Origin of the sequence: Longinema margulisiae, from assembly GCF_025266855.1 — a bacterium.
Lineage (GTDB): Bacteria > Spirochaetota > Brevinematia > Brevinematales > Thermospiraceae > Thermospira.
Genome location: NZ_CP053071.1, coordinates 1,958,703 through 1,984,698 on the forward strand (window position 1 = coordinate 1,958,703; position 25,996 = coordinate 1,984,698).

Annotated in this window: 26 protein-coding genes and 1 tRNA gene; 11 read left to right on the forward strand and 16 right to left on the reverse strand. The window is 46.1% G+C overall.

The window, feature by feature from the left end:
* Nucleotides 1-10: 10 nt before the first annotated feature.
* From pyrF to BREVNS_RS08775, 3 genes are read right to left on the reverse strand one after another with little or no spacing between them, the layout of a single operon-like run.
* Nucleotides 11-706 carry an orotidine-5'-phosphate decarboxylase gene (gene pyrF, locus BREVNS_RS08765; protein ID WP_483426633.1) on the reverse strand — a complete coding sequence of 232 codons (696 nt, stop codon included), beginning with the start codon at nt 704-706 and terminating at the stop codon, nt 11-13.
* Nucleotides 703-1,296 carry an orotate phosphoribosyltransferase gene (gene pyrE, locus BREVNS_RS08770; RefSeq protein ID WP_483426634.1) on the reverse strand — a complete coding sequence of 198 codons (594 nt, stop codon included), beginning with the start codon at nt 1,294-1,296 and terminating at the stop codon, nt 703-705. Before pyrE ends, pyrF begins: the two co-directional genes overlap by 4 nt.
* Nucleotides 1,296-2,015 carry a nucleotidyltransferase family protein gene (locus tag BREVNS_RS08775; protein ID WP_483426635.1) on the reverse strand — a complete coding sequence of 240 codons (720 nt, stop codon included), beginning with the start codon at nt 2,013-2,015 and terminating at the stop codon, nt 1,296-1,298. Before BREVNS_RS08775 ends, pyrE begins: the two co-directional genes overlap by 1 nt.
* 200 nt (nt 2,016-2,215) lie before the next feature.
* Here BREVNS_RS08775 and BREVNS_RS08780 point away from each other — a divergent pair, with 200 nt between their 5' ends.
* From BREVNS_RS08780 to BREVNS_RS08815, 8 genes are all read left to right on the forward strand, one after another.
* Entirely contained in the window at nt 2,216-3,886 is a 1,671-nt protein-coding gene (locus tag BREVNS_RS08780; protein ID WP_483426636.1) for an alpha-amylase family glycosyl hydrolase, read from the forward strand.
* Nucleotides 3,887-3,897: 11 nt separating this feature from the next.
* Complete coding sequence (locus tag BREVNS_RS08785) at nt 3,898-4,341, forward strand: hypothetical protein (protein WP_483426637.1); 444 nt, start codon at nt 3,898-3,900, stop codon at nt 4,339-4,341.
* A 139-nt stretch (nt 4,342-4,480) separates the two neighbouring features.
* Nucleotides 4,481-5,911 (forward strand): amidophosphoribosyltransferase, encoded by a 1,431-nt coding sequence (gene purF / locus BREVNS_RS08790; RefSeq protein WP_483426638.1) that lies wholly within the window; start codon nt 4,481-4,483, stop codon nt 5,909-5,911.
* Nucleotides 5,883-6,452 (forward strand): NUDIX hydrolase, encoded by a 570-nt coding sequence (locus BREVNS_RS08795; RefSeq protein WP_483426639.1) that lies wholly within the window; start codon nt 5,883-5,885, stop codon nt 6,450-6,452. The genes purF and BREVNS_RS08795 overlap by 29 nt, the downstream gene beginning before the upstream one ends.
* Nucleotides 6,449-6,814: a 6-carboxytetrahydropterin synthase QueD gene (gene queD / locus BREVNS_RS08800; protein ID WP_483426640.1), complete on the forward strand. Its 366-nt coding sequence runs from the start codon at nt 6,449-6,451 to the stop codon at nt 6,812-6,814. The genes BREVNS_RS08795 and queD overlap by 4 nt, the downstream gene beginning before the upstream one ends.
* Before the next feature lie 15 nt (nt 6,815-6,829).
* Nucleotides 6,830-7,990 carry a chorismate synthase gene (aroC, locus tag BREVNS_RS08805; protein WP_483426641.1) on the forward strand — a complete coding sequence of 387 codons (1,161 nt, stop codon included), beginning with the start codon at nt 6,830-6,832 and terminating at the stop codon, nt 7,988-7,990.
* A gap of 103 nt (nt 7,991-8,093) precedes the next feature.
* Nucleotides 8,094-9,350, forward strand: coding sequence for a Crp/Fnr family transcriptional regulator (locus BREVNS_RS08810; RefSeq protein WP_483426642.1), 1,257 nt, complete (start codon nt 8,094-8,096; stop codon nt 9,348-9,350).
* A 9-nt stretch (nt 9,351-9,359) separates the two neighbouring features.
* Nucleotides 9,360-9,734 carry a gamma-glutamylcyclotransferase family protein gene (locus BREVNS_RS08815; protein ID WP_483426643.1) on the forward strand — a complete coding sequence of 125 codons (375 nt, stop codon included), beginning with the start codon at nt 9,360-9,362 and terminating at the stop codon, nt 9,732-9,734.
* Between the two features lie 65 nt (nt 9,735-9,799).
* On the opposite strand, the gene BREVNS_RS08820 is transcribed toward BREVNS_RS08815, so the two are convergent.
* A complete protein-coding gene (locus BREVNS_RS08820) occupies nt 9,800-10,180 on the reverse strand; it encodes a hypothetical protein (RefSeq protein WP_483426644.1) in 381 nt (126 codons plus the stop codon).
* A 191-nt stretch (nt 10,181-10,371) separates the two neighbouring features.
* On the opposite strand from BREVNS_RS08820, the gene BREVNS_RS08825 reads away from it, so the two are divergent.
* Nucleotides 10,372-11,604, forward strand: a complete 1,233-nt coding sequence (locus tag BREVNS_RS08825; protein WP_483426599.1) for a hypothetical protein — start codon at nt 10,372-10,374, stop codon at nt 11,602-11,604.
* 188 nt (nt 11,605-11,792) lie between these two features.
* Here BREVNS_RS08825 and BREVNS_RS08830 read toward each other — a convergent pair whose 3' ends face one another.
* From BREVNS_RS08830 to BREVNS_RS08850, 5 genes are read right to left on the reverse strand one after another with little or no spacing between them, the layout of a single operon-like run.
* On the reverse strand, nt 11,793-12,554 hold the full coding sequence (locus tag BREVNS_RS08830; protein ID WP_483426645.1) for a DUF3108 domain-containing protein: 762 nt from the start codon (nt 12,552-12,554) through the stop codon (nt 11,793-11,795).
* Between the two features lie 45 nt (nt 12,555-12,599).
* Entirely contained in the window at nt 12,600-13,511 is a 912-nt protein-coding gene (locus BREVNS_RS08835; RefSeq protein ID WP_483426646.1) for a hypothetical protein, read from the reverse strand.
* Nucleotides 13,512-13,533: 22 nt separating this feature from the next.
* Nucleotides 13,534-14,166, reverse strand: a complete 633-nt coding sequence (gene mads4 / locus BREVNS_RS08840) for a methylation-associated defense system protein MAD4 (RefSeq protein ID WP_483426647.1) — start codon at nt 14,164-14,166, stop codon at nt 13,534-13,536.
* A complete protein-coding gene (gene mads3 / locus BREVNS_RS08845) occupies nt 14,163-15,431 on the reverse strand; it encodes a methylation-associated defense system AAA family ATPase MAD3 (RefSeq protein ID WP_483426648.1) in 1,269 nt (422 codons plus the stop codon). The genes mads4 and mads3 overlap by 4 nt, the downstream gene beginning before the upstream one ends.
* Before the next feature lie 16 nt (nt 15,432-15,447).
* Nucleotides 15,448-16,542 (reverse strand): hypothetical protein, encoded by a 1,095-nt coding sequence (locus tag BREVNS_RS08850; RefSeq protein WP_483426649.1) that lies wholly within the window; start codon nt 16,540-16,542, stop codon nt 15,448-15,450.
* A 996-nt stretch (nt 16,543-17,538) separates the two neighbouring features.
* Between BREVNS_RS08850 and BREVNS_RS08855 the strand changes: the two genes are divergently transcribed.
* Together BREVNS_RS08855 and BREVNS_RS08860 are read left to right on the forward strand one after the other, a co-directional pair.
* Nucleotides 17,539-17,988 (forward strand): ATP-binding protein, encoded by a 450-nt coding sequence (locus BREVNS_RS08855; protein WP_483426650.1) that lies wholly within the window; start codon nt 17,539-17,541, stop codon nt 17,986-17,988.
* Nucleotides 17,989-18,018: 30 nt separating this feature from the next.
* Nucleotides 18,019-18,384, forward strand: a complete 366-nt coding sequence (locus BREVNS_RS08860; RefSeq protein ID WP_483426651.1) for an STAS domain-containing protein — start codon at nt 18,019-18,021, stop codon at nt 18,382-18,384.
* Here the strand turns inward: BREVNS_RS08860 and BREVNS_RS08865 are convergent.
* From BREVNS_RS08865 to BREVNS_RS08895, 7 genes are all read right to left on the reverse strand, one after another.
* On the reverse strand, nt 18,381-19,073 hold the full coding sequence (locus BREVNS_RS08865; RefSeq protein WP_483426652.1) for a M15 family metallopeptidase: 693 nt from the start codon (nt 19,071-19,073) through the stop codon (nt 18,381-18,383). The two genes, BREVNS_RS08860 and BREVNS_RS08865, sit on opposite strands and share 4 nt — an antisense overlap.
* Nucleotides 19,070-19,657 (reverse strand): MarC family protein, encoded by a 588-nt coding sequence (locus BREVNS_RS08870; protein WP_483426653.1) that lies wholly within the window; start codon nt 19,655-19,657, stop codon nt 19,070-19,072. The genes BREVNS_RS08865 and BREVNS_RS08870 overlap by 4 nt, the downstream gene beginning before the upstream one ends.
* An 8-nt stretch (nt 19,658-19,665) precedes the next feature.
* Complete coding sequence (locus tag BREVNS_RS08875) at nt 19,666-20,586, reverse strand: hypothetical protein (protein ID WP_483426654.1); 921 nt, start codon at nt 20,584-20,586, stop codon at nt 19,666-19,668.
* A 70-nt stretch (nt 20,587-20,656) separates the two neighbouring features.
* Nucleotides 20,657-20,749: transfer RNA gene (locus BREVNS_RS08880), tRNA-Ser, on the reverse strand.
* A gap of 42 nt (nt 20,750-20,791) precedes the next feature.
* Entirely contained in the window at nt 20,792-22,504 is a 1,713-nt protein-coding gene (locus BREVNS_RS08885) for a helicase-associated domain-containing protein (protein ID WP_483426655.1), read from the reverse strand.
* Nucleotides 22,501-24,177, reverse strand: coding sequence for a DNA repair helicase XPB (locus tag BREVNS_RS08890; protein WP_483426656.1), 1,677 nt, complete (start codon nt 24,175-24,177; stop codon nt 22,501-22,503). The genes BREVNS_RS08885 and BREVNS_RS08890 overlap by 4 nt, the downstream gene beginning before the upstream one ends.
* 78 nt (nt 24,178-24,255) lie before the next feature.
* Nucleotides 24,256-25,995 carry a YgiQ family radical SAM protein gene (locus BREVNS_RS08895; protein ID WP_483426657.1) on the reverse strand — a complete coding sequence of 580 codons (1,740 nt, stop codon included), beginning with the start codon at nt 25,993-25,995 and terminating at the stop codon, nt 24,256-24,258.
* Nucleotide 25,996: the final 1 nt, after the last annotated feature.

Genomic DNA, 25,996 nt, shown 5'->3' on the forward strand with positions numbered 1-25,996 from the left:
AGCCTCTCCTTTATGATTCTATATCGGATAAAATACGTTCTACCGTCTGAAGAGGATGGGATGAACCATACACAGAACGTCCCATCACTATATAGTTGGCACCGTTTTGGTGAGCTTCTTTGGGAGTCATTACCCTTTTCTGGTCTCCTGTAGCTTCACCAGGAAGCCTTACGCCGGGAGTGACAAAGATGGTGTTTTCTGGTACCCAGGAGCGTAGAGAAGAGAGTTCGTGTGGAGAACAGACAAACCCCTGCATACCTGTCTCAAGTCCAAGCTTCACGAGGTGAGAAACGGTGTTCTCTATGCTTTCTTGTATCCTTAAATCCTCATGCAACGTAGTTTCATTCATACTGGTGAGGATAGTCACCCCAAGGGCAAGTGGTTTTTGGGGAAAGGGGGAAATACCCTCGAGGGCCGCCTTTACCATCTCCCGACCTCCAAGCATATGGAGGGTGAACATATCAACCCCCATCTTTGCTACAACCTCACATACCCCTTTTACCGTATTGGGGATATCAAAAAACTTGAGATCGAGAAATACCTTGCACCCCTTATCCTTGAGGGCTTTGACTAACGCTTCCCCTTCTTTGGTGAAAAGGATGCTTCCTACTTTGTACCATACGACGAGGGGAGAGAGTTTTTCTACAATGTTTATGGCCTCTTGTCGAGAGGGGACGTCCAGAGCAACAATAAGCTCCGTTTTCATTTCATTCCCCGACTGCCTGGTTTTATGGCTGGTTCTTTTCCTTCTAAACACAGGGGGCAACTTGCTGGATCGAAAGCTTCCGCCTGCACAGAATGGAGCCATTCAAAGCGGTAGGGGAGTTTTTCAGGATCTGGCATGTGTCTATCAACTAAGCTTGCCACTCCCACCACTTCTCCACCGTGCTGTTTCACGAGTTGAGCCACTTCATCTATGGATTTTCCTGTGGTGACCACATCCTCAGCAATAAGCACCTTTTCGCCTGGTTTGATTTCAAAACCACGACGGAGCTGGAAGATACCTTCTACCCGTTCACAGAAGAGTCCACGTACCCCAAGGGCACGGGCAAGTTCATAGGCAATGGTGATTCCCCCAAAGGCACCGCCGATAACGACATCAATCGGAGTGTCCTGGTAAAGTCTTGCAAGTTTTTGAGCGGCCAATTCTGCGTACGCGGGATACTGGAAAAACTTGGCGCACTGCACATAGCGATTGCTATGAAGCCCCGAAGAGAGAATAAAATGTCCTTTGAGAAGAGCCTCGGATTTGAGAAGGAGCGTTTCTATCTCTTTGTCTTCACGAATGGATAACATTAACGAGCCTCCTTGAGGGCAATGAGTTCTTTGAGTTTTTCTTTGACTTGAGAGAAGTTTTCAGGCACTTCAATATCAAGAAATACCCCTTCACAGATATAGCCATAGAGTTTGCCTAACTTGGTGAGGAGGGGAAAGATATCCTTTTCAAGAGAGATATTTTCATTGGGCTGGATAAACTGAAGGACCTCCTTGCTGAAGACATAGATACCGGTGTTCACAAGTTTGAAGAGATCCTTGTGTCCCCTTCCCACAAAACGGACAATCTGGTTGTTTTCTCCAAGTTCCACCACTCCATAACGTTCAGGGTGTTCGCTTTCCTTGAGAGCAAGGGTAATCCAGGCCTCGTGGGTGAGGTGAAACTCAATGAGTTCATAGATAGGGACATCGTGAAAGGTATCGCCATTCACCACAACAAACTGGTTGTTTTTGATGAGTGGTTCAGCCAACTTGACACTTCCGGCTGTTCCCCTCAGGAAATCCTCGTCGGTATAGGAGATGGAAAGTCCCCATTTTTTGCCGTTTCCAAAGTAGCTTTCGATAACCGAACGCATATATCCGCAGGAAAGGATAATCTCATCGATACCATTCTTTCGGAGGTAAAGGAGAACGTACTCTAAAAAGGGATAGCCATTGACAATGGCCATGGGTTTTGGGGCCTGTCCAAGTTCAGACTTGATCTGCCGGCCCATGCCACCGGCAAGGACAACTGCCTGCATGTTTGACTCCTTCGCCAAAGGTTGGGGAACCATATTGTACCAGAAAGAGAGGAAAAAAGCAAGTTTTTGCGTATGGGGGAAGATTTTATGGGAGGGGTATTTTGGTTTTGTGGTAACTCGCAAAATGGGAAAAACGGCTATTTGACTTTTTTTGTATTCCGTGGTATAGTGTAAGAGAGAAATATCCGAAGGAGGCAAAAATGAAGCGTTGGTTGTTGGCTTTTCTGGTTCCTGTCATGTTCTATGGGGCAAGCTGGGTAAATGGGGCAACGTTTTATCAGATTTTTCCGTTGAGTTTTTATGATTCTGATGGGGATGGGAAAGGGGATCTCAAGGGTATTGCCCAGAAGATGGACTACCTTACCAATTTAGGTATTACGGCTATCTGGTTGAATCCCATTTTCTTGGCCAAGGATTATCATGGGTATAATACCATTGATTATTACCAGATAGATCCGCGGCTTGGAACGATGGAAGATTTCAACCTTCTGATAGCTGAGGCTCATAAACGGGGGGTCAAGGTCATCCTTGATCTGGTGATAAATCATACAGCGGTACAGCATCCCTGGTTTGTCGATGGGGTGACCAACAAGAATTCTCGTTATACGAACTATTATATCTGGTCAAAGACGAAACTTTCCTGGCCAAATCCTACAGGGAGTACCGCTCAACCGGCCTGGAATCTTTATAACGATACCAATTCCTGGCGAAATGGGCAATATTATTATGCGGCTTTCAATCTCAATGTGCCTGATTTGAACCTTGTCAATCCCCAGGTGGTGGAAGAGGTGAAAAAGATTGTGAAGTTCTGGCTTGACAGGGGAGTGGATGGCTTCCGCTTAGATGCCGCTCGTTATTACATCGAAAAGGGAGAGGGAGAACAGACGGATACAGCGGAGACCATTGCTTTTATTGATATGTTAGTGCGGTATGTGAAGAGTATCAATCCCGAAGCCTATGTGGTGGCTGAGGTTTTTGCTCCGATGGAAATCTGTGCCAACTACTACAAAGGTGAAGGTGGGCTTGATGCGGTGTTCAATTTTGATTTTGGCGGAACAGGGGATAAGGCTATTTATCCCTTCCTTCTCACAGGAAGGTCTGGGAGTCTTCGAACAGCCTTAGAAAAGTATGCGGCGCTTAGCAAAAGGAATGTTCCTTTCACCTTCTTTGCCCTTTTCCTTTCCAACCATGATACAGGGCGTCTCTCTGAGAAGGTGAAGCAGGTGGCCAAGCAGAAGTTAGCGGCTGTGCTTCAGTTTACTCTCCCAGGCGGGGCTCCTTATGTGTATTACGGGGATGAGATTGGGCAACTTCATGGGAGTAAGAAAAGCCGTGGAGGGGGAGATTCTGAGAAGCGTTATCCTCTCTGGTGGAGTGATGAGGAAAAAACCGGTGGTTTTAGCGCAGGAGGAAAATCCTGGGTAGTGGTCATGCAGCCGGAATATTATGTGACCAACAAGATCAATATCAAGACTTACCAGCAGGACAAACAATCCCTGTGGTATGTGTACCAGAAACTCATTGCTATGAGGAAAAAGTATCCGGCTCTTCAAACAGGACAGTTTGTAGATATGCCCTTTGAACAGGCCAAAGAGAAGGGACTTGATTCGGTGCTTACCTATGCGCGGGTGAGGGAGAATCAGGTGGTAGTGGTTATCCTGAACGGGAGTGCTTCTGATGTGGAACTCAAAGAGCCAGTGGCTCTTTCAGTGATGAAAACGGGGCAGTGGAAGTATGTTGATGGTATGGCTTCAGCCGATCTTACCAAGCCTGTTCCCAAGGCCTTTGTGGATTCTGTACTCAAGGGACAGTGGGATGTGCAGGTGAAAGGCAATGAGTTTGCTCTCATGGTGTTTGAAAAAGTGAAGTAAGGAGGAAGTATATGATTGCGGTGGTGCTCCTTTTTCTTATTCTCTTGTGGTATAGTTTCTTTATGACCCTTTCTCAGCAAAAGGTGCTCATCAATGTGGAGACCAATCCTTCGTTGAAAAGTTTTTATGAAAAGTGTGAAGCTTTGGCTGAGAGTGGGAGTTTTCAATTCTTTATGGGTATTGGGGGGCTTGTGCTTGGGGTATGGAATTTCTTTGCTCCTGATTTTGGTCATCCTGAGTATGGACCTTCTATCTTGGGAGGAATTATTCCTGCTGCGGTGTTGATTCTCAATGGGCTTGTCTGGTATGAGAATGTGATTGATCTTTTCAATATTCCTGAGGAGAAAAAACAGGCCTATCACAAATTCATGGATAGTTATAAGCCCTGGGGTGGACTGATTACCTTTATTGTAGCATGGCTCCATCTTGCCCTTGGCAAGGCCATCTTTTTCTAACTCTACGAAAAAAACAGAAAGGCATCCGACACGTGCGGATGCCTTTGTTGTTTGGGCAAGAAGTTTCTTCGGTGGAGAAAATTGAGATATTTTTCTTTTTTCCTTACACTATACGTATCTCTTGTGAAAGGGGCAGGATATGATACGAGAGGAATGTGGCATATTCGGGATGTATGGCCATCAGGAGGCCGCCCGATATGTGTATCTCGGACTTCATTTTCTTCAGCATAGAGGTCAGGAGTCGTGTGGCATCATCAGTTCGGATCATATCTCTCTCTACAAACAGATTGGACTTGGAAAGGTTTCAGAGTTTTTTGATGAGGCAAAATTGAATTATCTGCGGGGAACACAGGCCATAGGCCATGTTCGGTATTCGACCACTGGATCCCCAACCCTTGTGAATACCCAGCCTCTTTCGGCTATGACACAAAAAGGTCCCATTGCCCTTGCTCATAATGGCAACCTCACCAATGCCATGGAGATTCGCAAAAGGCTTATGGAGGAGGGGCAGGCCTTTTCAACCACCAGTGATAGTGAGGTCATCCTGCATCTCATTGCCAGGGCACCTTATGATGACCTTGTGATGTCAACTCGCTGGGCGCTTGCTCAGTTAGAGGGGGCTTTTGCTGTTCTGGTGATGAACAGGGATACGCTTGTGGCCGCCCGTGATCCCCATGGTTTTCGTCCTTTGGCTATGGGAACCATTGGGGAGGTGATCACCTCGGAAGCGGAAACCTATGTCTTCTCTTCAGAGGATACGGCGTTTGGGATTGTTGGGGCTACACGAAGAAGGGAAATTCTTCCCAATGAAATGGTGGTGGTAGGCCCTGAGGGAATGAGGACGTTGTCAATTGTGGAGAGTCCCCCTCCGACCAGGCAGTGTGTATTTGAACTCATCTATTTTGCCAAGCCTTCTTCAAGGGTTTTTGAAACAAGCGTGTATCAATATCGCTATGAGATAGGAAAACAGCTTGCAAGGGAGTTTCCTGTAGAGGCCGACTATGTGGTCCCTGTGCCTGATTCGGGGATTGTGGCGGCGATCGGGTATTCGGAGGAGTCAGGGATTCCCATGTCTTTGGGGCTTATTCGGAGTCATTATGTAGGGAGAACCTTCATCGAACCGACACAGGGGATTCGGGACTTTGGGGTTCGTATGAAGTTCATGCCCGTTCCGGAGGTTATTCAGAACAAACGAATTGTGCTGATTGATGATTCTATTGTGAGGGGAACGACATCTCGTAAGATTGTTCAGGTCATCAAAGAAATGAAGCCAAAGGAGATTCACTTTCGGGTGGCTTCTCCGCCGGTAAAATATCCCTGCTTCTATGGGATTGACTTCTCAAGGCCTGAGGAGTTACTGGCAAACAAACTGAAAACCTTAGAGGAAATCGCACATTATATTGGAGTGGATTCGGTGGGATACGTGAGTGTGGATGGACTTTTCCCTTCCGGCCTTGTGGATGAGCAACATTTTTGTCGGGCGTGTTTTGATGGGCACTATCCAACAAAGATTACCACGGTGAGCAAGGAGAGTTTTGACCATGAAATCAAACAGGCTTCCCTTCGATAACCTGGAGGAAAAGACTCTCTCAACCACGCTTCTTCATCAGGGGAAGTCTTTTTCCTTTCATAGTGATGAGGTATTGTTTCCCAACGGCAAAAAGGGCAAAAGGGATTATGTGCGTTATCCTGAGGCGGTGGTGATTTTGCCTCTTGTGGAGGAAGGGGTGCTTTTCATTCGTCAATACCGGTATGCCCCGGGAAAAGTACTTCTTGAGATTCCTGCCGGGAAGGTTGATCCGGGGGAGGATATTCTTCTCACGGTTCGCAGGGAACTTCGTGAAGAAACAGGCTATGATAGTGAGGATATTGAGTATCTGCTTTCGTATTATCCCTGTCCGGGGTATAGCACGGAGAAGATTCATGTGTATGTAGCAAGGAATCTTTTTCCTTCTCCTTTGGAGGCTGATGAGGATGAGTTTATCCAGGCGGAGATTCTCTCTCTCGAAGAGGCAAAAAGGGCTATCCGGGAGGGAATGATAGAGGATGGGAAAACTATCCTCACACTTCTTGCTTATGGAGAGGGACTGAAACGGGAGGAAAAGGCGTGACATACCGACTTATCAAGGAGTTTACCTTTGATGCGGCTCATAATCTTGTGAACTACAAGGGAAAGTGTGAACATCTTCATGGGCATACCTATCGACTTCAGGTAACGGTGGAAGGTGAAAAAAGCGAAGAAACGGGTATGGTGTGTGATTTTGGGGATCTCAAACAGCTTGTACAAACGCATGTGATTGAGAAACTCGATCATGCGTATCTCAATGATATTGTACCTCTTTCCACCGCAGAAAATCTGGCCGCCTGGATAGCGAAGGTTCTTGACGCTCCTTTGAAGGAGAAAAATCTTCGTTTAGTGCGGCTTGTTCTCTGGGAGACACCGGGCAGCGCTGTTGAACTTCTTTTATCATGACAGAAGGAGAAAAGGATGATAACGATTACCACAGCGGGGGAATCTCATGGAAGGGGGATGGTAGCCACCATCGTAGGGATACCAGCTGGCCTTGAGGTGGATACAGCCTTTATCAATGCAGAACTCTTTAAAAGACAACAGGGGTTTGGGCGTGGTGGCCGAATGAGAATAGAAACAGATACGGTGGATATCTTGGCCGGTGTGATGGGGGGAAAAACGACAGGGGCTCCTGTGGTTTTGGTTGTCTGGAACAAAGATTGGGAAAACTGGAAGGACAAAACACCAGAACCAATCCATACCCCACGTCCTGGGCATGCCGATCTTGTGGGCATGTACAAGTATGGCCATCTTGATGATGCGAGAAAGGTTCTTGAACGTGCCAGCGCCAGGGAAACAGCCGCTCGTGTGGCCGCCGGGGCTCTTGTGAAACTCTTTCTCAAACGCTTTGGGATAGAAATATTCTCCCATGTAGTAAATTGGGGAGGGATTGTTCCTTCGGGAAGGGCAGAAAATCTTGAGGAATTGAAGCAAAAGACCAGTGTTTCCCCTTTTCGGTGGTTGGGGACAGAAGAGGATGATCATCGTCTTACCACTCTCATTGAACAGGCGATGAGAGAAGGGTTTACCTTAGGTGGGATCATTGAGACCATTGTCTCTCCTGTTCCCCCCATGCTTGGCTCCTACCAGACAGCCGAACAGAAGTTGGATGCCCGTATAGCCTTTGCGGTTTTGAGTGTGCAGGCCATCAAAGGGATTGAGTTCGGGATAGGGTTTGAGTATGCCAATAGGCCTGGGAAAGAGGCCATGGATGCGATCTATTATGGGCAGGAGGGATACTATCGCAGAACAAACTACGCGGGAGGTATTGAAGGGGGAATGACCAATGGGAATCCCATCGTCTTCCGGAGTGTGATGAAGCCAATCCCCACTCAGATGTCTCCCCTTGAAACGGTGCATGTCCATACCAAAGAGAAGGCCCTTTCTGTGAAAGAGAGATCGGATGTGACAGCGGTGTATGCCGCCAGTGTGGTCGTTGAAGCAGCGGTCTCCCCTGTGTTGGGAAGCGCTCTTCTCGAACGATATGGAGGGGATCATATTGATCGTATTCTTGAAGCTTTTCAGAAGGATGCCGCTCTTCGGGAACTTGGGTATAGAGGATTTTCTCACCTTCGATAGAGGTTGACGATGGTTTTTATGACAGGGGGGTGTTGTCGCTTCATATATCTCAAAATACTCAAGACTTATCAGAGAAAAGCCGAAAATAAAAAGGATAAGGGGTATGCCGACGATGGCAGAAAACGTGGCTTTTCAGATCTCTAACTTCAAGCGGGGTGGCTATATCATTGTCGAAGACGAAGAGAACAGCGAAGAGTTTTATATCATCCGACAGGGCAAGGTCGTTGAGTACCGTTCGGTTTCTGTGGTACAGGAAGAGGAACAGGGAACGGTGCTGGGGGTTGGAGATTTCTTTGGTGTACTTTCGTGTATGGCTAAACGTCCCCGTATTGAAACCGTTCAGGTCCTTGAGGATGTGTCCTGCATTGTGGTGAAGAGGAATCAGTTTGGGGATCTCATTCAGAAAAACGCCGCCATAGCCATGAAGATTCTCAGGTATTTTGGGAAGCAACTGAGGTATTATGATTCTCAGCTCACCCAGCTTCACTTCAAAAATTCCCTGGAAGAGGATCCCTCTCATCTCTTTGCTATTGGGGAGTACTTTTTTGCCAATCAGCTTCTCACCCAGGCGGCGTATGCCTATCTCCGGTATATCAAATATTGCCCTGATGGGGGATATGTCAACCAGGCCAAGATAAAGCTTGCCAAGATCAATCCATCTCCCGAGAAATTGCAACCACAGAAGGAGAATTTTTTCTCTCTCTATGAAGACGGGCAGATTATTTTCCTTGAGCACGAACCCGGGAATGAACTCTATATTATCCAGGAAGGGAAGGTCAAGATCACCAAACTGGTGGGGAATAATGAAGTGCTTCTCGCCGTGTTGAAAAAGGGAGACATCTTTGGGGAAATGGCCCTTCTTGACAATAAGCCCCGTAGTGCCAGCGCCATAGCCTTTGGACCAACTAAGCTCATGGCGATTAACAGGGCAAACTTTGAGCCCACGGTACAGGCTCATCCTGAGATAGCCACCAAGATTATTGAACTTTTGAGTGAACGAATCTGGATTATCTATAAGCAGCTTTCGAATAGCCTTATCCCTGATCCGGTGGGCAAGCTCTACGATGCTCTCTATACCCAGCTTCAAAAGGCCCGGGTGGCTATTCGTCCGGGTATGTCCTATACCTTTGACTTTGGTCCTGATGAGATCATCAAATTTGTGGGTTTTTCTTCCACGGAGGGGAAGCTTCATCTTAAGCGTCTCATGGATCAGGACAAGACCATCCAAATCATAGACAACAAGATAGTCTGCAAGGATATTGCCTCTCTTGAGAACAGTCTCAAGGTTATCAAACGTCAGTTAGAAATAGAGAGAAAAAAGCGTTCTGGTGGAAGTGGCTCTGTTCCACCCGCCATATAAGGAAAGCCCATGCTTCTTTTTGTGTATGGTACTCTCCGTCGTGGGAAAGAGGGACACTCCCTTTTGGAGAATTCTCCTTTTGTAGCGGAAGGCTATGTGGAAGGGACTCTGTACGATCTGGGTGTGGGTTTTCCTGCTCTTGGAGTGGATGAAATCCAGGGCAGGGTCTATGGGGAGGTGTATGAGGTTTCAGAGGATCTTCTGGACACCCTCGATCACTACGAGGGATACTCTCCTGAGAATGAAGAGGATTCTTTGTATCTGAGGCAGGAGATCACCTTCTATCCGGCGAAGGGGAAGCCTTTTTCTGTGCAGGCCTATGTGATGCCTGCGTCTCAGCGAGAGAGATTTCTTGCGACGGTGATCCCTTCGGGGAGGTGGTAAGACTCTTAAATATAAAAAGCCCCACGTGATGTGGGGCTTTTTATCTGACCGGGATCAGTTTTCTTTTAGAGTTTAAAGTTGAGGCTCAGACCGATGGTAAATCCACTGTAGTCAAATGGAATAGGATTTCCATCAGCGTCTTTCAACACATCGCCTTTGTTAGCTACTGTACCACCTGATTCTGCGGTCACGTCTTTTGAGGCTTTCATCTCAGCAATATTGGCGATACGATAGGAAGCCACAAGACCGAGGGAGAGAGCAGAAGAGAGTTTGTATTCACCATTAGCCCCAAGTTCAACAGCCAGGCCACTACCCTCGAGAGGAATAATGTATGAATCAGAGGTTGTATTCCCCAAATACGTTACTTCATCTTTGAATTCATCGGTAGCATAAGCCAAGGCATAGCCAACAAAGCCTTCCAATCCAATGGAGAGGGATTCTCCCACGGGGAAGCTATAATTGACTCCTATCATGAGGGGTAAAAGAGAGGTACTTATTTTCTCATTTATTTTAAGTCCATCACCACCACCTGCATCATAAGCTGGTAACGTTTTTTTCAGGAGACCTGCAGTGGGAAGATGAGGAAAAGCAAAAAAAAGTTCCTCCCTGGCCGATAATAGGACACAAGGAGGAACCCATGCGTAAAGAATTCACCTTCACTTTGACTATCGACTACCCTGACACAAAACTTGAGACGTTAGTGGTGGTTTTTCTCCAGGCCATCAAAGGAGTGTTTGAGTCATTTGTTCATCAGATTTCTGTAGAAGTGGCAGAAAAAGAAATAAAAGAAGGTCGTATCACCTGTACATGCGGAGAAAAACATCACTTCATATGGAAAACAAAGCATGGAAAAAACACTGTTTTTGTTCTGATGCCCTTTGGAAAGATCACTCTTCCTCAGCTCCAAATTCAATGCAAAAAGTGTGGAAGAAAACTTTTTCTCACAAGATCTCTTCTTGGTGTAGAAAAGCGAAAAAGGCAAATCCTGAAAGATATCTACAGAGTGGCTTTAGCCGGGGCTCTTACCACCTATCGAGTGGCCGCTCGTATTCTTTCCTTCACAGGGTATAAAATAGGTCTTAGCACCCTCTGGAAAAACCTTCAAAATATTGGGAGAAAGATACATTTCAGTATCTCAGAAAAAGAAAAACCCTGTGGAGAAGCCGATGGGACGGGTATTCCTGTTCAGGGCAAGAAAAAAGGAGAAGAAGCTAAAATTCTTTTGCAGGAGAGGCAACAAGCCTCCCCATTGACAGGAAAAAATACAAGAATAGCAGGCCTTCTTGTGGATAATTACCATGCAGGTTGGGACAAACTTCTTAAGCCCATTCAAGAAAAACACTCTTTTTCTCGGTTTTTTCTTGTTGTCGATGGAGATACAGGGATTAACCAGGGCAAACATCCCGGTATCGTTTTTCAACGATGTTTGTGGCATGTAAGTTATCAATTGAAGTATTTTCTTCGTCTTGATAGAGTGAGATATCGTTCTTCTGAGTGGACAAATATTGTCGCTGAAACAGGGAAAGCCTGTTTCTTGGGGTACAAAAATGACTGGCAAACAAGACTTGGTTATCAAAGCGAGCGCAGACAGCATATTCAGAATCTTCTTGACTTATTTCACGAAAAAGGGCGCAAACATTGTTTTTATTATCTTCTTCGTGCTCAAAAAGACATGTTCGCCTGTGACAGTGAAGATGGTTTGCCAAGAACAACCTCAAGGGCAGAACGGCTGATGCGAACCATAAACCAGAGAATGGATGTGGGGGTATGGAAAAGAGAAGGGGCAACCAATGTTCTTGCTGTGCGTTTGCATTACTACTATAATCGTGATGAGGCTATCGATGGTGTCTACTGGCAGGATGTGATATAAAACATAGGGATGGTACGTACTTATTGCCCTGTTTTATGGCCTAAAAAGGGTACTTTCCCCAGAAAAAACTTGTTTATCTAAAATGTTCCCTGTATACTACAGTTGACAAAAATCTTTTGAGCCAGGGGTAACTTCTTTATCCTTTTCTCTCTCTTTCAGGTCTCCTGTTGGAAACGTAATCAAATTTTTTATAGCTGTCTTGTACCCGGCTGGAAGTTCTCAATGGTGACTTTCAAATCTACAAAGCGGAAGCCTACAATATAAAAGGCTCCAATACGGATCTCATAGGGGGTGCGGTTCTCATCATCGAGCATGGTGAAATAGATACCAAGCCCACCTTTTTCTCGGACCTGAATGGCAGGAACCTTTTTTTTCTGGTAAGTAACATTAAGTCGGCGGTAGGTGAAGGTGCTTTCATAGGCGGTATCCCGGTGCTTATAACTTACGGGGATTTCTTCGGTTTCTTTGATACGCTCATAATCAAGGCTACGGAAGTACAACATCAGGGTATTGTAATCCATGATGGGATATTTGGCCCTGAGTTCGTTTCTCTCGTAGTTACGGGTGCGATGGTAGTAGTAGCAGGCTCTTTCTGAGGCGACAAATTCCTGTTTGAGAAAATCCTCCCACTTGCCTTCTTTGACAGAGCGTTCGTTATACAGGGGGAAAAGAGTAAGGGTATCAAAGATCGTCCAGTCTCTATCGTCCATGTCGTAGAGATGCTTGAGATCAGCACGGGTGAGGGTTTGTCCATAGACAATCGGGTAGTTCGTTCCATTTATATTTGTCTTGCCGGTGATACGCATGAAGTGATTTCCTACATATTGTCCTAAGATATAAATCCTGAAGGAAAGTCGTTCTCCGTATTTCATGGGAAGAGGGGAGAGAAGGGGAGGAGAACTAAAAGCGGTACTTACCACAAGAAAAAAGAAAAGCATTTTTGTTTTCATAAACTCCTCCCGTCTCATAGACATCATATCATACCATCATTCTGGTTAAAAATCAACTTTTGCCCCCACGTAGACTTTGCCTTCGGTGGAAGCCTGAATCCCAAGGGAAAGGGTGTCGTTGCCAAGGAAAACAAGAATCCCTGTTTCTATGTTCCAGCCAAGATGATTCCACCAGAGAGCCCTGATTCCCCCCTGAACCTTTCCGAAGCGAATGGCCTGTTCTAAACGGCCGCCAAAATGATTTTCTCTTTGCTGGTAGGTTCCTTCGGCGAGGAAAAGCCACTGAAAAGAGCTGAAAGAGAGGACGGAGGAAAGGCTACTCTGGGCCTGAAAATGGTAATCATCAAGGGAGTAGGTTTCCGGTTCGCCGTTGTAGAGAATGAGGGTGTTTCGCCACTGAAACTGAGGAAAAAAGAGATGAGCGGTTATTCCCATGGGGATGAGATGGCGATAGTCTCCCTGTGAGTAGGAAAAGTAGCCCCAGGAAGACTTCCAGCCGAATCTGATACCAGCGGCATTGACAGGTTCAGGGAGATACCACAGAGAGGCATCAAACTCACCGGGATTGTCCCTTCTCACCGAGAAGGGGACGAGAAGAAAACTCTGGGTATTCCATCGTGGAATAGCTGCCCCACGGAAACTCACAAAAAATCCCCACCTTGAGATTTCAATCCCGTAGTCGTAGAGGGAGAGGTTGTTGAGGTTATAGCCATAGTTGGTCTCTGGAATATGGGTATCAGCATATCCCCGCAGGGTTATCCACCATTGCCATGGGGTCAGGTTTTGAGAGAGTCTCACATACGCATAGCGAAGGTGGAAGGTATTGGTGTGGGCCCCGTAGGTGAAAAGGCCAGACGAATGGAGAACAGGGGTAGTGTTTGTCGTTTCTAAAACGTCGTGGATGTTGTCCTGCGGAAGAAAGGACGTGGTGAGGAGGGAAAGCCAGAGAAAAAACATAGAAACTCCTTGTGTGTAAGATTTATCTTCTTGGAAACCATCTTTGGATGGTGGTTAAAAAAGCCTGAAATGCAGGGTCCTGACAGTGAGTAATAATTTGTTGGGGTACTTTCAAACCTATATCCTGGTAAAGAGCTGGAGAGTGTGGAATTTTTTTTAACTTGAGCAGCTCTTCGAAAGCTTCTTTTGGACGGGCAGGTTTTGGAGTGCCAGGATCCCAGAACTTTTTTGTCTGAAGAAAATTTCTTATTTCCTGATAAGAATAAAATTGGAGTATTTTTGTCAGGGGAGAGTTTTCCTGTGAAGACCATATCCAGCTTTCTAGTTCAGGAGTAAATACAATGACTTCGACTCTTTCCTTCCAGCCATTGGCTTCTATTCTTGATTTGAGATCGGTAGCTATCTGGAGGGGTGTTTTTTTATGTTCTTGACCGCATCCTTCAAAATCGAGGAAAACGAGAGCATAGGAGTAATTGTTATGAAGAGGTCTTAAAAAATCCTGGGCATTTGTATAGACTCCATTATCTCTGTAGGGGTGTTTCTTTATATCGTAGGTGATCGATTTGATTTTTAGCGTGGTATTTCTTTGTAATAGAGAATCAATACCCCAATAAGCATCCATGTCCGCTACAAGAATAATAAGGTCTTTTTTCATTGGAGTACTCCCGCGGCAAAATAGGTAGCAAGATCAATTCCTTCTTTCCAGTTTTTGAGAATGGGATGTTCATCTCCCCGAATGATATCAATAGCTCCGGACTCAAGTTTTGAAAAGCAAAGAATCTGGGCTGGTTGAGCAAGGCCAACTAACAAGGGAGAGTGCGTGGCGAGGAGAACCTGATTTTCATATACTGAAGAAAGAGACCGAAAGACAGATTCAATTGCAAGAGGGTGCAAACCATTCTCTGGTTCTTCTATCATATAAATGTTTGATTCTGAGGAGAGAAATTCTGGAGGGAGATAGGCTAAAAGTGTTTGAGCGAGAAGACGCAGGGTACCATCCGAAAGAAGCCAGGAGGGAATATTTTTGACTTTATTGTATTGAAGATTGAGAAAAAGATATCTATCTTCCTGCTTTTCTTTCACTTCAATGTCTGTTATGTCAGAGAGAGTGGTCTGGATATGCCTCAACCACTGACTATAACGATCGGGATACTTTTCTTTGAGAGCCTTGATTACTTTGGGGAGGTTGGAGCCATTGGCTTCAAAGGAAAGAGAACTATCCGGTCTGCAGGGTTTACGCATAGCTTCGCTGTTGAGGTAGATATACTGGATGCCTTTGGCGATGAAGTTTTGTATCCACAGGGTAACGGGAAATTTTTCTTTGTCTTCAGGCACCCTGGAGAGAGAAGATTTTTTAGGACCAGAACTGTAAAGAGTATTCCAGTTGGTAATTTCAGAACGGAAGTAGTCTTTGCCATCAGACTGTCTTGAGATGAGTTTCTTCCATCCGCCTGGAGATTTTGATGAGGAAGGTCTCGCTACAACTGGAAGAGAGTCAAATTCTTGAGGAAAAGAGGTTCTTGGTGTTTTCTCTTCTTTTTTTTCTTCCTGTTTGAGCCATAAATTTTCTTTGGTGATAATAATACCATGAGAGGAGTCAGTTCCAATGGCTATTTCATACCTTGCGTATTTATATGATTGCTCCTTCAAAGAACTTCGTATACCCGGAGGAATTTCTATTTCAAGACCAAACTGTATTTCATTTTTTTCCTGTTGCCAGGCGAGCTCTTCGAAACGACTACAACGCTTTTGAACAGCTTTTTCCACATCTTCGTTTAAAATATCTTTAAGCAAAGCAAAAACATCTAAGAAGGTACTTTTGCCACTGGCATTAGGGCCAACAAGAAGATGAAAATCAGAAAGGTGAACGTCTATGTATTTTAGTGCTTTGTAGCCTTTTACTTCTATACGTCTCAGCATTGAAAAACCTCCTTTTTTATTTTTGGCTTATATGGAAGGTATACCGAAACTCCACCCGTATGAGCTGGTCGTAACGAATCATTTTCCAGTCGTAGGGCGTATGGGTATTGGGGAGAAAAGCCCCATTCACGAAACCAACCTGGAAGAGTGTTCCAGGGATAATTTCCTTTTCATATCGGATATTCAGCCCGGCATAGAGAGGGACACGGTAGAAGGGGTCGCCTTCTATGGAGATAAACCACTGGTTTTCGTCTATCCACGTACTGGTGAGAAAAAGATGAGGGACAAAACGCCAGTTGCCAAGAGAGAATTCCCAGCGCGTATAGAGAGCCTGGCCAAACTGGTTGAGTTCTGGACGACTGTCTCTATCAGGGAGATAATAGGAAACTAAGTAATACACACCACTTCGTTTTCCAACCATGGGGAATTCCCATCCTATAGCCCCGACATAATTTTCTGTGATCCCAATGATATGTTCATGTTCATGCCCGCCGTTATGCCAGTAATGGAGAGCTATATAAAGAGGGATTTCTCCTATGCCTTCCTGGACAAGACCAACATCAAAACGTTCCCGATGGTTTGTGGTATCAGCAAGTTGCCAGTTCATGTAGAGTTCGCCTTTTGTCCATCTGTCCACCCATCTGAGCTGAGCCCCGTACTCATAGAAGCCATGGGAGAAGCGCCCTTTGGGAAAATACTCATAGTCGATGGGTACCTGAGAGAGAGAGATGAGCCTGATACGGGGAATAAACTCTGTGAGGGGATCAAGGATAGGTTCTATGAAGCCGTGATTTTTTTCAAGCGACCCAAGATAGAGCCAGAGAAAGGGAAGAAGGGTAAGTCTGGTTTGAGCCCGTACAAAGACATCGGAAATGGGATACTCCTGCTGAAAGGGAACAACAAATCCTATCCCTAAAGTAACCCGTATTCTTTCGTCTGGTTCAATCACAAGGTAAGGTTCAGTGTGGTTTTCAAAATAGGTGAGAGTGGTTCTTGTCTCTTCCCAGGCGGTGCCACTTTCACCGTTATAAGCATATGCCTGGTTGTATAGCCCTATTTCCACACGAGCAAATATCACGGAAGGAATGGCAATGAGCCAGAAAAAACGCATGGGTTTCTCCTTATTGGTAATAGAGAAGTATATTATAATGGACAGGAGGAAAACTCGCAAGGAACACGTTTTGGAGGGAGGGTGTCGTTCCACACTCATACAGAATGGTTATCTTCACAAAAAAACTGAATGCTTGTTTAACCATCTTTTTTCTTTCAGTTTTAGGCTCTTTTTGCTACCCATCTTCCTTTTTTCCATGAAGCGCTTCCGCGCGGGGCAAAAGGGGCGTTGTCCTCGTCGCATGCTACGCATGCGCCTCGGACGGAAAATGGGCCGCTTTTGCGGGCAAGTAGAAAGACCTCATCTCTTTCCGGGGAAGTCCTTCCTCCGTGGGCGACATCAACTCGTCCTCCTGACTTCGGAAGAAGCGCTTCCGCGCGGGACAAAAGGGGCTTCGCCCCTTTTGAAAACCCCTTTCCCGCCCCTGCGGCGGTTTCTGTAGCCACCAACCTGTCTCCCGTGGTGCGGGCTGGAAGAAAAGCCTGTAGCCCCGCTCTCTTCTGTAGCCGCCCGGGGACAGCCCTCCCTGTCTGACCCCGGACTTCCTCGCCACCTCCTGTGGCTCGGATAGCAGTAGAAGAATGGGGCCTTCTGTCACCAGCCCGCAGGGCTTCCTATCCCGCCGGGGCTTCTCTCAGGTGACACCGCAGGCAGGGGCGGGGAGGCTATGGCGATGTTTCAGCCCCAAGGGGGGCTTTCTGAGACTACAGGGCTTAGGGCTATGACCTTGTTTCAGCAAAGAACAAGGGTTTAGCTGAAACAGGGTAATAGCTCTCTCTTGTCGTAATGCTTTCAAACTCAACTTTTTTTTTCAATAGGCATCAGAACAGAAAGCTTTTGTGTTGTTTCCCTGTTCATAAGAAATGTGAAAATAGCTATTCAGTTTCATATGTGGAACGACACACGTTTTGGAGGGAGGGAAATTTTCTTCTCTCCAAAACTTGCTTTTTTCCCTGGTTATGTTATAATATTACAATAGAGAAACAGGAGAAAGGCATGATTTTCCAGTTTACCGTTCAGTGCACAGAGAGTGAAATTCTTGCTTTTGAAAAAGAGGTCATGGATATTCTCTCTCGCGTACTGGGGAGTTCTTCTGATGCCCTGATGCGTATTCATGAGTTTCATTTTTGTATTCATGAATCTATTCTCAATATTCTTCAGCACACTTACAAATGGGATATGTCTCAGAAACTGGAGATTCGCCTTCAGATTACGGAAGAAGGGGAAAAGCGTATCTGTGAGGTAACCATCCGTGATTTTGGTCCACCGGTACCCAAAAAACTTGTGCCACCGGATTCGGTTGATCGTTTTCAGATGCGCAAGCGGGGTCTTTACATGATGAGTAAGATTTTGGATGAATTTTCTCTCACTCCCCAATCAGATGGCAATGTAACCTATCTTAAAAAAATTTTTTATGATGGAGGGGGGAGTGGTTCATCACATTAAGTCAAAAAAGAGAAACAAGAGAGGTGCGTTGTGGCTTCAGGAGCGCTGCGAGTCAAGGTGAGTATCTCTGAGGACGATATTGTTCTCATCAAGGTAGAAGGAGAACTCACTATCTTTACTGAAGAATATGAGATGCTTCACAAGGAAATTGCCGCGTATATCAAGATGGGACTTTACAAATTTATTGTGGATCTCAGGGGTGTCACCTATTTAGATTCTTCGGGGTTGGGGATTATTATTCGTTTGGCTACTCATGCTTTCAAGCAAAACTCAAAGGTATGTTTACTTTACGATGGTCCGCAGGTAGAAAAGCTTCTCTATGTTTCTAATATTGACAAGATCGTCCATGTGGTGTCTTCTGTTGACGAGGCCTATGCTTTTCTTCGTTCTGCTTAGGGGAGAAGAGTAGGGGATATCCCGAGGATATACGAAAAGATATCTACTTCTTTCAAAGCGTCAGCTCCAGAAAATCCGGTGATATCTTGTGGGGTAATGGTATTGGTATAAAGGGAGAGGTAGTTTGTTGCCAGGGGACGATATGACCAGTGCCATGGTTCTTCTTCATAACCACGGTTTCGCTGGGAGAGGGGGGGATAGGGTCTTTCAAAACCATAGGTGGGGGCGTACCTTTCTAACCACATGAGGATTTTTTGGCCTTCTTTTGTTTTGAAAAAGGCCGGGTCAACAGAGACAAAATCCACATCGGTTCCCCAGTGGTGACGGGACGTTCCAGGAGCCGAGGAGTAGCGGAGAATAACCTTGCAGCGTTGCAGGGGATCAGGATAGGAAGAGGCAAAACGTTTCCATTTGGTTTCCCAGATACGTTTCTGGTCGTCAAAGCTTCGGAAGGCAGAGACAACCACAAGAGATATACCATCTTTTTTTGCGGCTTTTGTCATGGCAGCTAAGGCTTCGTAAGCCTCCCGACGAAGGTAGAAGACTCTTCCCCCAGAAACAAAGCGCACAAAATCTGGATGCTGGCTTGCAGAGATCTTTCCCATGAGTTCGTCTTTGGAGAGAGCAAAAGAGTGATTGATGAACAAAAGAAGAGACCCTGCAAGAGAGAAAAAGAGTGTCCTTTTCACGAGGTTTTTCCCAAAAGAAGAAGAAGTCCCTCTCTCATGAGCATGACAGCGATGGCGGCTAAAAGCAGGTTGGCAATCTTGGAGATGATGTGGGCACCGTTTTTTCCAATGCGATCAAAGATATGCTGGGAAAAGAAGAAGAAAAGCCAGGTGAGAAAGAGGGCGAGAAAAAGAGCCCCAATGGTCATGGGGGCACCATATTTTTCTCTTGTCAGAAGGACAGTGGTGAGAAGAGCTGGTCCTGCGACAAGCGGAACTCCGATGGGAAAGGCACCGAGGCTTTCCTCATCCAGGATTTGTCCCTGGGTGGAAGAGGAGAGAAGGTCTTTGAGTGAGATGACAAAAAGGACACTTCCACCGGCAATCATGAAGTCTCCTACACTTACCCCAAGGTAGCGGAGGAGGGGTTTGCCGAGGAAAAGAAACACCACGGTAACCACAAAGGCGGTGAATACCGATTGCCAGGCGATAGCCCGTTTTTTTGTGGTGGAGAAAGGGTGGGTAAAACTTTGATAAAACGGCAGGATCCCGATGGGATCGATGGCCACAAAAATGGGAATGAAACAAAACCAGAAATTTTCCATACTTTTCCTCACTGATAGATAATAAGAAACGGTACAGGTTTCAACGTGATGACTTCTTCGGGTTTCATGAGAGGGTCATCATAGCCAGCACCCTTGAATCCAGAGTAGAAGAAGAGTTTGAATCCCTTGTAGGGCATGTTAGTAGCCAGCGCGTTGTAGGCATAGGTGCTTTTTTTGAGCTTTGGGGAACCAAAGCCGTCAGCGGTGTGAATGAGATACACATAGGGATACCCGGTTTTGACGAGATGACGTTGACGAATCATCTTCCAGTTAAACTGGTGGATCACAAGAATCTTGGGAAGATGGATATTGTTTTTCACAAGATAATCACTGAGGATTTTCTGGGCGTTATTAACCTCTTCGGCGGTGACACTCCCTATCTCTTTCATGGGCCTCAGCGTTCGCCATTCAGGATCGAGGGCTGGATGGACATGAGGATATTTCATGAAGGGCAAAAGCCTCGAAATGGCATGTTCCACGGTATACTTGCCAATCTGATGGTCGAGAAACAAGAGAAACCCATTGGTCTCTGTGAAGGTGATATACTCCTGAACAAGATTGGAAGACATGATACCAATCTCACCCCCTGGTTGACAGGTGCCGTAGATGAGATACACCGCGGGAATGGCTGGTTTTCCACTCGCTTTTTCGTAGTCAAGGGCATAGCGTCGGAGTTCTTTAGCAAGTTCATCCTTGGAGAGACGACCCACGATACCCATAATACGTGATTTTGGATGGCCGTAGAAAGCAACAATATGGGTATTGGTGATATCCCATTCCATCACCGAGGGGCGAAAAGTCTCTTCAAAAGGGTTAATCACTTCGTCTCGAAAGTCTCGAGGAAAAGAGGGGGTATTTGTTTCTTCTCCCTCAGAAAAGAGGGCATTGGTGCTGAGCAAAGCAAAAAGAAAAAGCTTTTCTATACGCATGAGAAACTCCAGAATTTTGATAGATGGTGTGATAGGTATAACGGAAATTTTTGAAAAAAGTTGAGTAAAACGGAGAGGGCGGGATTCGAACCCGCGGTACGGGATTTAGTCCCGTACAACTCCTTAGCAGGGAGCCGCCTTCGACCTACTCGGCCACCTCTCCATCTGTCAAGATGAAGTATTATAAGGCAAAAGAGAAAAAAAGTCAATGCTCGGGGGTTTTTTCTGAGAGAAGCTCAAAATCTTTTTGAGAGAGAAGGCGAACCTTGAGAATATCCTGTTGAGGAAAAAACATACTCTGACTTTCAAGGTTATCGATGAATCGTTTGAGATGTTTGATATGGTGTTCAAGAGATTCAGGGTAGGTCACAATACTCTGGTGGAGAAAGTTGATATTTTCCTTGAAGGGGATGCTATGCTGGGTACAGAAGTTTTTGACCTGTTGATAGACGGCTTCATCGAAGAACAAAAAGGTATGGGGTTCTATTTCAATACTTTCCTGAGAGAAATGGTCGGCGATGAGAGAAGAACTCGTGGATGGAAACTGGAGGATACGAAAACTCTCCGGTGTAGGATGGCGGTAATGTTCCCCGTAGTCGCGAATAGTCTGGATGAGCTGGGGAGGGAGAGAATGGCGGGAATGTTTTTCAAGAAACTCTATCATGGTGTTAATGGTATATCCGTAGGCAAGGGCTTTGTAGATAGATCTTTTGGTTATCTGATAGATGGAAAGGGTATGGATCTCCTTGGGTTCTGCTAAGAAAATGAGTTCGAGATGAATGGATGGGTGAAGGTCTGGTTCGACAATAATCTCTCCATTGGCTTCGACAATGAAGGAGGTATTGCTGAAAAAGGCGGAGATATCCTCATGACGGAGAAGGGCACGATAGAAGGGGTTGAGGATGAGACTGTCCTGACGTGAAATCTGAAGGGGATTGTGGCGCTGGATGGTGATGATGTGGTTTTTTTCGAGGTTTTTGATGAAAAGGAGGAAGTTTTGTTCCTCTTTTTGAAGAAAAACCTTCATGGACTTGAGGCTCTGGCGGGGAAGCGTGGTGAGGACATGCTGACAATAGTAGAAGAAAACCTCCCGTAAGGGGAGAGCCTCGTTTCGGCTATAAGCAAGCCACTGAAGGGTGAGAAAGGCGCTTTTTTGAAATTCGAGTTTTTCCAAGGTTTCGTAAAAAAAAGCCAAGGTAAAAAGGGAAGAAAGAGGGAGTTGTCTCATCTGGTCCACCATGGTTTTCTGGATAACAATTCGGTTGTTGTATTTCTGGATGAGTCCAATACGGGCAAGGTTTTTGAGGTAGGTGTCTATATGCTTGGATGCGGTTGAGTGCTCAAAAAAGCTCTGAAGTTTTTGAAAATCAATACGATGGATTTCGTTAGCCTCTGAGCTTCGTGGGGTAAAGGCAATGAGATAGGCGAGCAGGCCAATAATCGGGGGAAGGAGGTCGTAGAAGTGTTGGGCAAGGTTTTCATCAATGGGTTCCTCGAGGGTCTGGAGGGGGATAAAAGGAGAAAGAAACAAAAAAGAATAATGCGTTAGGGGTTCATAGATGTAGATGAACCGTCTGGTATTGAGATCTTCAAGCCCCTTTTTGAGATCGTTTTTGTCAATAAAAAAGACGGAACTCAGGAAACGGAGAAGATTCTCAAGAGAATCATACACCAACCAGCCAAAGTTTTTGATGATAATATCGAGAACGACACGTTCTCTATCCGAAAGGCTGTCTAAAAGTTCGCTGAGGTGTTCATCCCACCAGGCTTGAATCCTGGCAAGACGCTGCTGGTTTGTAGGGGTATCAAAGGAGGGGGTGACCTCTTCCCCTGTGATTTCCCTGTAGAGGGTGGCGATGAGTTCTGGTTCTTTTTCAAACCATTTGAGGGCAAAATTTCTTGAAATGGTGTGTCTCATGGAACATTTACCTCTTGGACCATGGTTCTGGATTTTGGGGTGAAGTAGAGAACCTCATAGGTATATCCCTTTTCGATGAGGAACATCTGACGACGCTTGGCGAATTCTTCTTCTATCGTGTTCTGGGAAACAATGGTGAAAAAATGGGCGTCCTGGGCTTGAGGCCGGAGAATTCTACCGAGACGCTGGGCTTCTTCCTGGCGGGAACCAAAAATCCCAGATACCTGGATAGCGACATTTGCCCCGGGTAAGTCGATAGAGAAATTGCCCACCCGCGAGACAATCAGGGTGGTGATCTCTTTTTTCCGGAAGGCATCATAGAGTTTTTCTCTCTCTTCGGTGGGGGTTTGTCCCGTCACAAGGGGAATACCAAAGGCACGAGAGATTTCCTCAAGCTGTTCCAGAAAATGTCCAATAATGAGAATATTTTGATCCCGAAATCGATCGAGAAGATACTCGACAACCAAGAGTTTATTGATATTCTCTGAAGCTATCCGGAAACGTTGTCTCTGGGATGCCCTGAGATAGGTGTCAAAATCCTCTCCAGAAAGGGGTACCCGGATTTCGTAGCAGCGGGCGGTGGCAATCCACCCCTGTTGTTCAAGGCTTTTCCATCCGTGTTCGTAGATCTTGGGCCCGATGAGAGAAAACACCTCTCCTTCCTGGTTGTCTTCACGGACAAGGGTAGCGGTGAGACCAAGACGGCGTTTGCTCTGGATGGCGGTGGTCATTCGAAAGATAGGGGCGGGGAGAATATGCACTTCATCGTAGATAATCAGTCCCCACTGGTGCTGGGTAAGGATATTGAGATGTCTTTCCTCTGAACTTGATTTGCGGTGGACAAGCATGGGGTAGGTGGTGAGGGTTACAGGACGAATGGATTTTTCCTGGGAGGTGTATTCCCCTATTTGATCCTCAGAAAGGGTGGTTTTGTCAAGAAGTTCTCTTTTCCACTGATGGAGGGCTTCTAAGTTTGTGGCGATGATCAGGGTATTTTCCTGGATGTCATTCATGATAGCGATGCCTACAATTGTTTTGCCCGCTCCACAGGGGAGGACAATCACCCCGCTTCCCTCTTTCCATTGAGAGAAGAGGTAGGCGGCTTCAGCCTGATAGAACCGAAGAGAGAACTCAGTGCCACTCAGGGTGGTTTTGCGCAGGGAGAAGCGGAGTTTCTCTCCTTTTTCATACCCGGCCAAGTCTTTGACGGGGATGAGGTGTTTGATGAGGGTGGCTTTGATACCTCCCCGGTTGTCCATGGAAGTAAGATAGCCGTTTTCTGTTGGTTGCAACTCAAAGGACTTGAGGTAGGTTCCAATATTTTGACGCAGGGTTTCGTCCTGGATAACAATGGACAAGTTTCCATTCTGGTTGTAGAAGATAACCTGACCATAGCGGTGATAATGTTCATCAATGAAATCAAGAACAGGTTTGGGAACAGGATAGCGAGAAAACTTCTCGAGGATCTCCACGATATGCTCGAAGGGGATTCCATTGGCCGCGGCATTCCAGAGGGAGATGGGAGTGATACGATAAAAATGAACATGTTCAAGGGTCTTGGTGAGTTCAGCAAAGGTAAAAAGATGTTTCTGGACCTCTTCAAATGCCTCATGATGGGTGTCCACAAGGATGGTCCTGTTGGTCTGTATGGTTAGTGCACCCTGTCGTGTCATGCTTCCTCACTTCTCGTATCGTCTTCTCGCTACTTGCTTTCAAAAAGTTTATTATTGTATCGGGAAAAGAGAGGTTTGTCAACTTTTTGGAGGTCTTTTGTGGAGACGAGAGGGGGACTTTTTTTCTTCTTGCAGGATATCTTTCTGTTTTTGTTTTCCTGCGGGGCTTTTCTCTACAAAGATGGTTTTTTCGGGATGAAAGGGATCCCGTTCGGTATAGTACATCACGGAGGCGTAGGTAAGAGGGGTAGGGGTGAAGATCTGGACCTGTTCAGGGGTGAGATGAAGATGTTTCTGGATGAAGTCTTTGGCTCTTTGCATATCCTGAAGGGTACATCCAGGATGAGCGGCTATGAAATAGTAGGTGAGAAATTGTTTCTTGCCCGCTTGTTTTGAGAAACGGAGGAAGTCTCTTCGGAACTGAAGTAGAGAAGAGAGATCGGGTTTGCCCATGAGGGCAAGAATGGGTTTTTCTGTATGTTCTGGGGCAAGTTTGAGTTGTCCGGAGGTGTGGAAAAAGACTATCTGCTTGATATACGATTCTCCAGCAGGATCAGCGTACACGAGGTCTGGTCTGATACCAGAAGAAACAAAAACAGCTTTCACCCTAGGAAGGTGTCGAAGGGTTTCGAGAAGTTTTCTCTGGGAGTTGTGAGAGGGGGAGAGTTGTTCACAGGGGGAGGGAAAAAGACATGAGCGGGTAGGACAGGCTCCAGTTTTTGTTTTTTTCTCACAGTCCATCTGCCACATATTGGCGGTGGGGCCTCCTACATCGTGAATATAGCCACGAAAGAGGGGGTGAGCGGTGAGGCGTCTTGCTTCTCTGACAATGGATTCAAAAGAGCGGGAGAGGATCTGGCGCCCTTGATGCACCGCAATAGCACAGAAACGGCATTCTCCGTAGCATCCCCTGTGAGTGGTGATGGAAAATCGAATGGTCTCAAGGGCGCGGATGGGACCTTGTTTATGATGAATGGGGTGGGCATCGTACTCGTAGGGAAGTTCATAGATATGATCAAGTTCTGGCTGGGTAAGGGGAAAAGCCGGTGGGTTGTGGACAAGATAGCGAGGGGGATCGTTATGAGGGGTTTGACGCTGGAAGAGTCTTCTTCCCCTTATCGGGTCCTGTTCTCGATAGAACTCATGAAACATCTGGATAAAAAGGAGTTTATCGCTTTTCACTTCATCCCAGCCGGGGAGTTCTACACCGTCTGAAGGCGGTTGAGAGGAAAGATAACACAGTCCTCTTATGGTACGAGGGTCTTCACCTTTTTTGAGTTTTTCGGCCAGTTCAAGGACAGATTTCTCTCCCATCCCATAGATGAGGAAATCTGCCTTGCTATCCATCAACAGAGACCGTCGAAGATCGTCGTCCCAGTAGTCGTAGTGAATGATCCGTCTGAGACTGGCTTCTATCCCTCCTAAGACAATCGGAGCGGTTTTGCCAAAAATCCGGCGTATGGTGTTGGTATAGACAATGGTGGCTCTGTCTGGTCTTGTATTTTTCCCGGCAGGAAGCATATCATCCTGTTTTCTGGGTTTTTTTAGCGGTGTATAGTTGGCCACCATGGAATCCATAGCCCCCGCTGTAATACCCCAGAAGAGGCGGGGTTCTCCTAACCGTTGAAAATCATGGTCATTTTTGGGATCGGGACAGGCGATGATACCCACTCGATAACCGGCATCTTCGAGAACACGCCCAATGACCGCTACCCCACTGAAAGGAGAATCGATATAAGCATCCCCGGTGATGAGAATGACATCAAGCTCTTTCCAGCCACGTGCTTCCATTTCTGATTTTGTCATGGGCAGAAACATA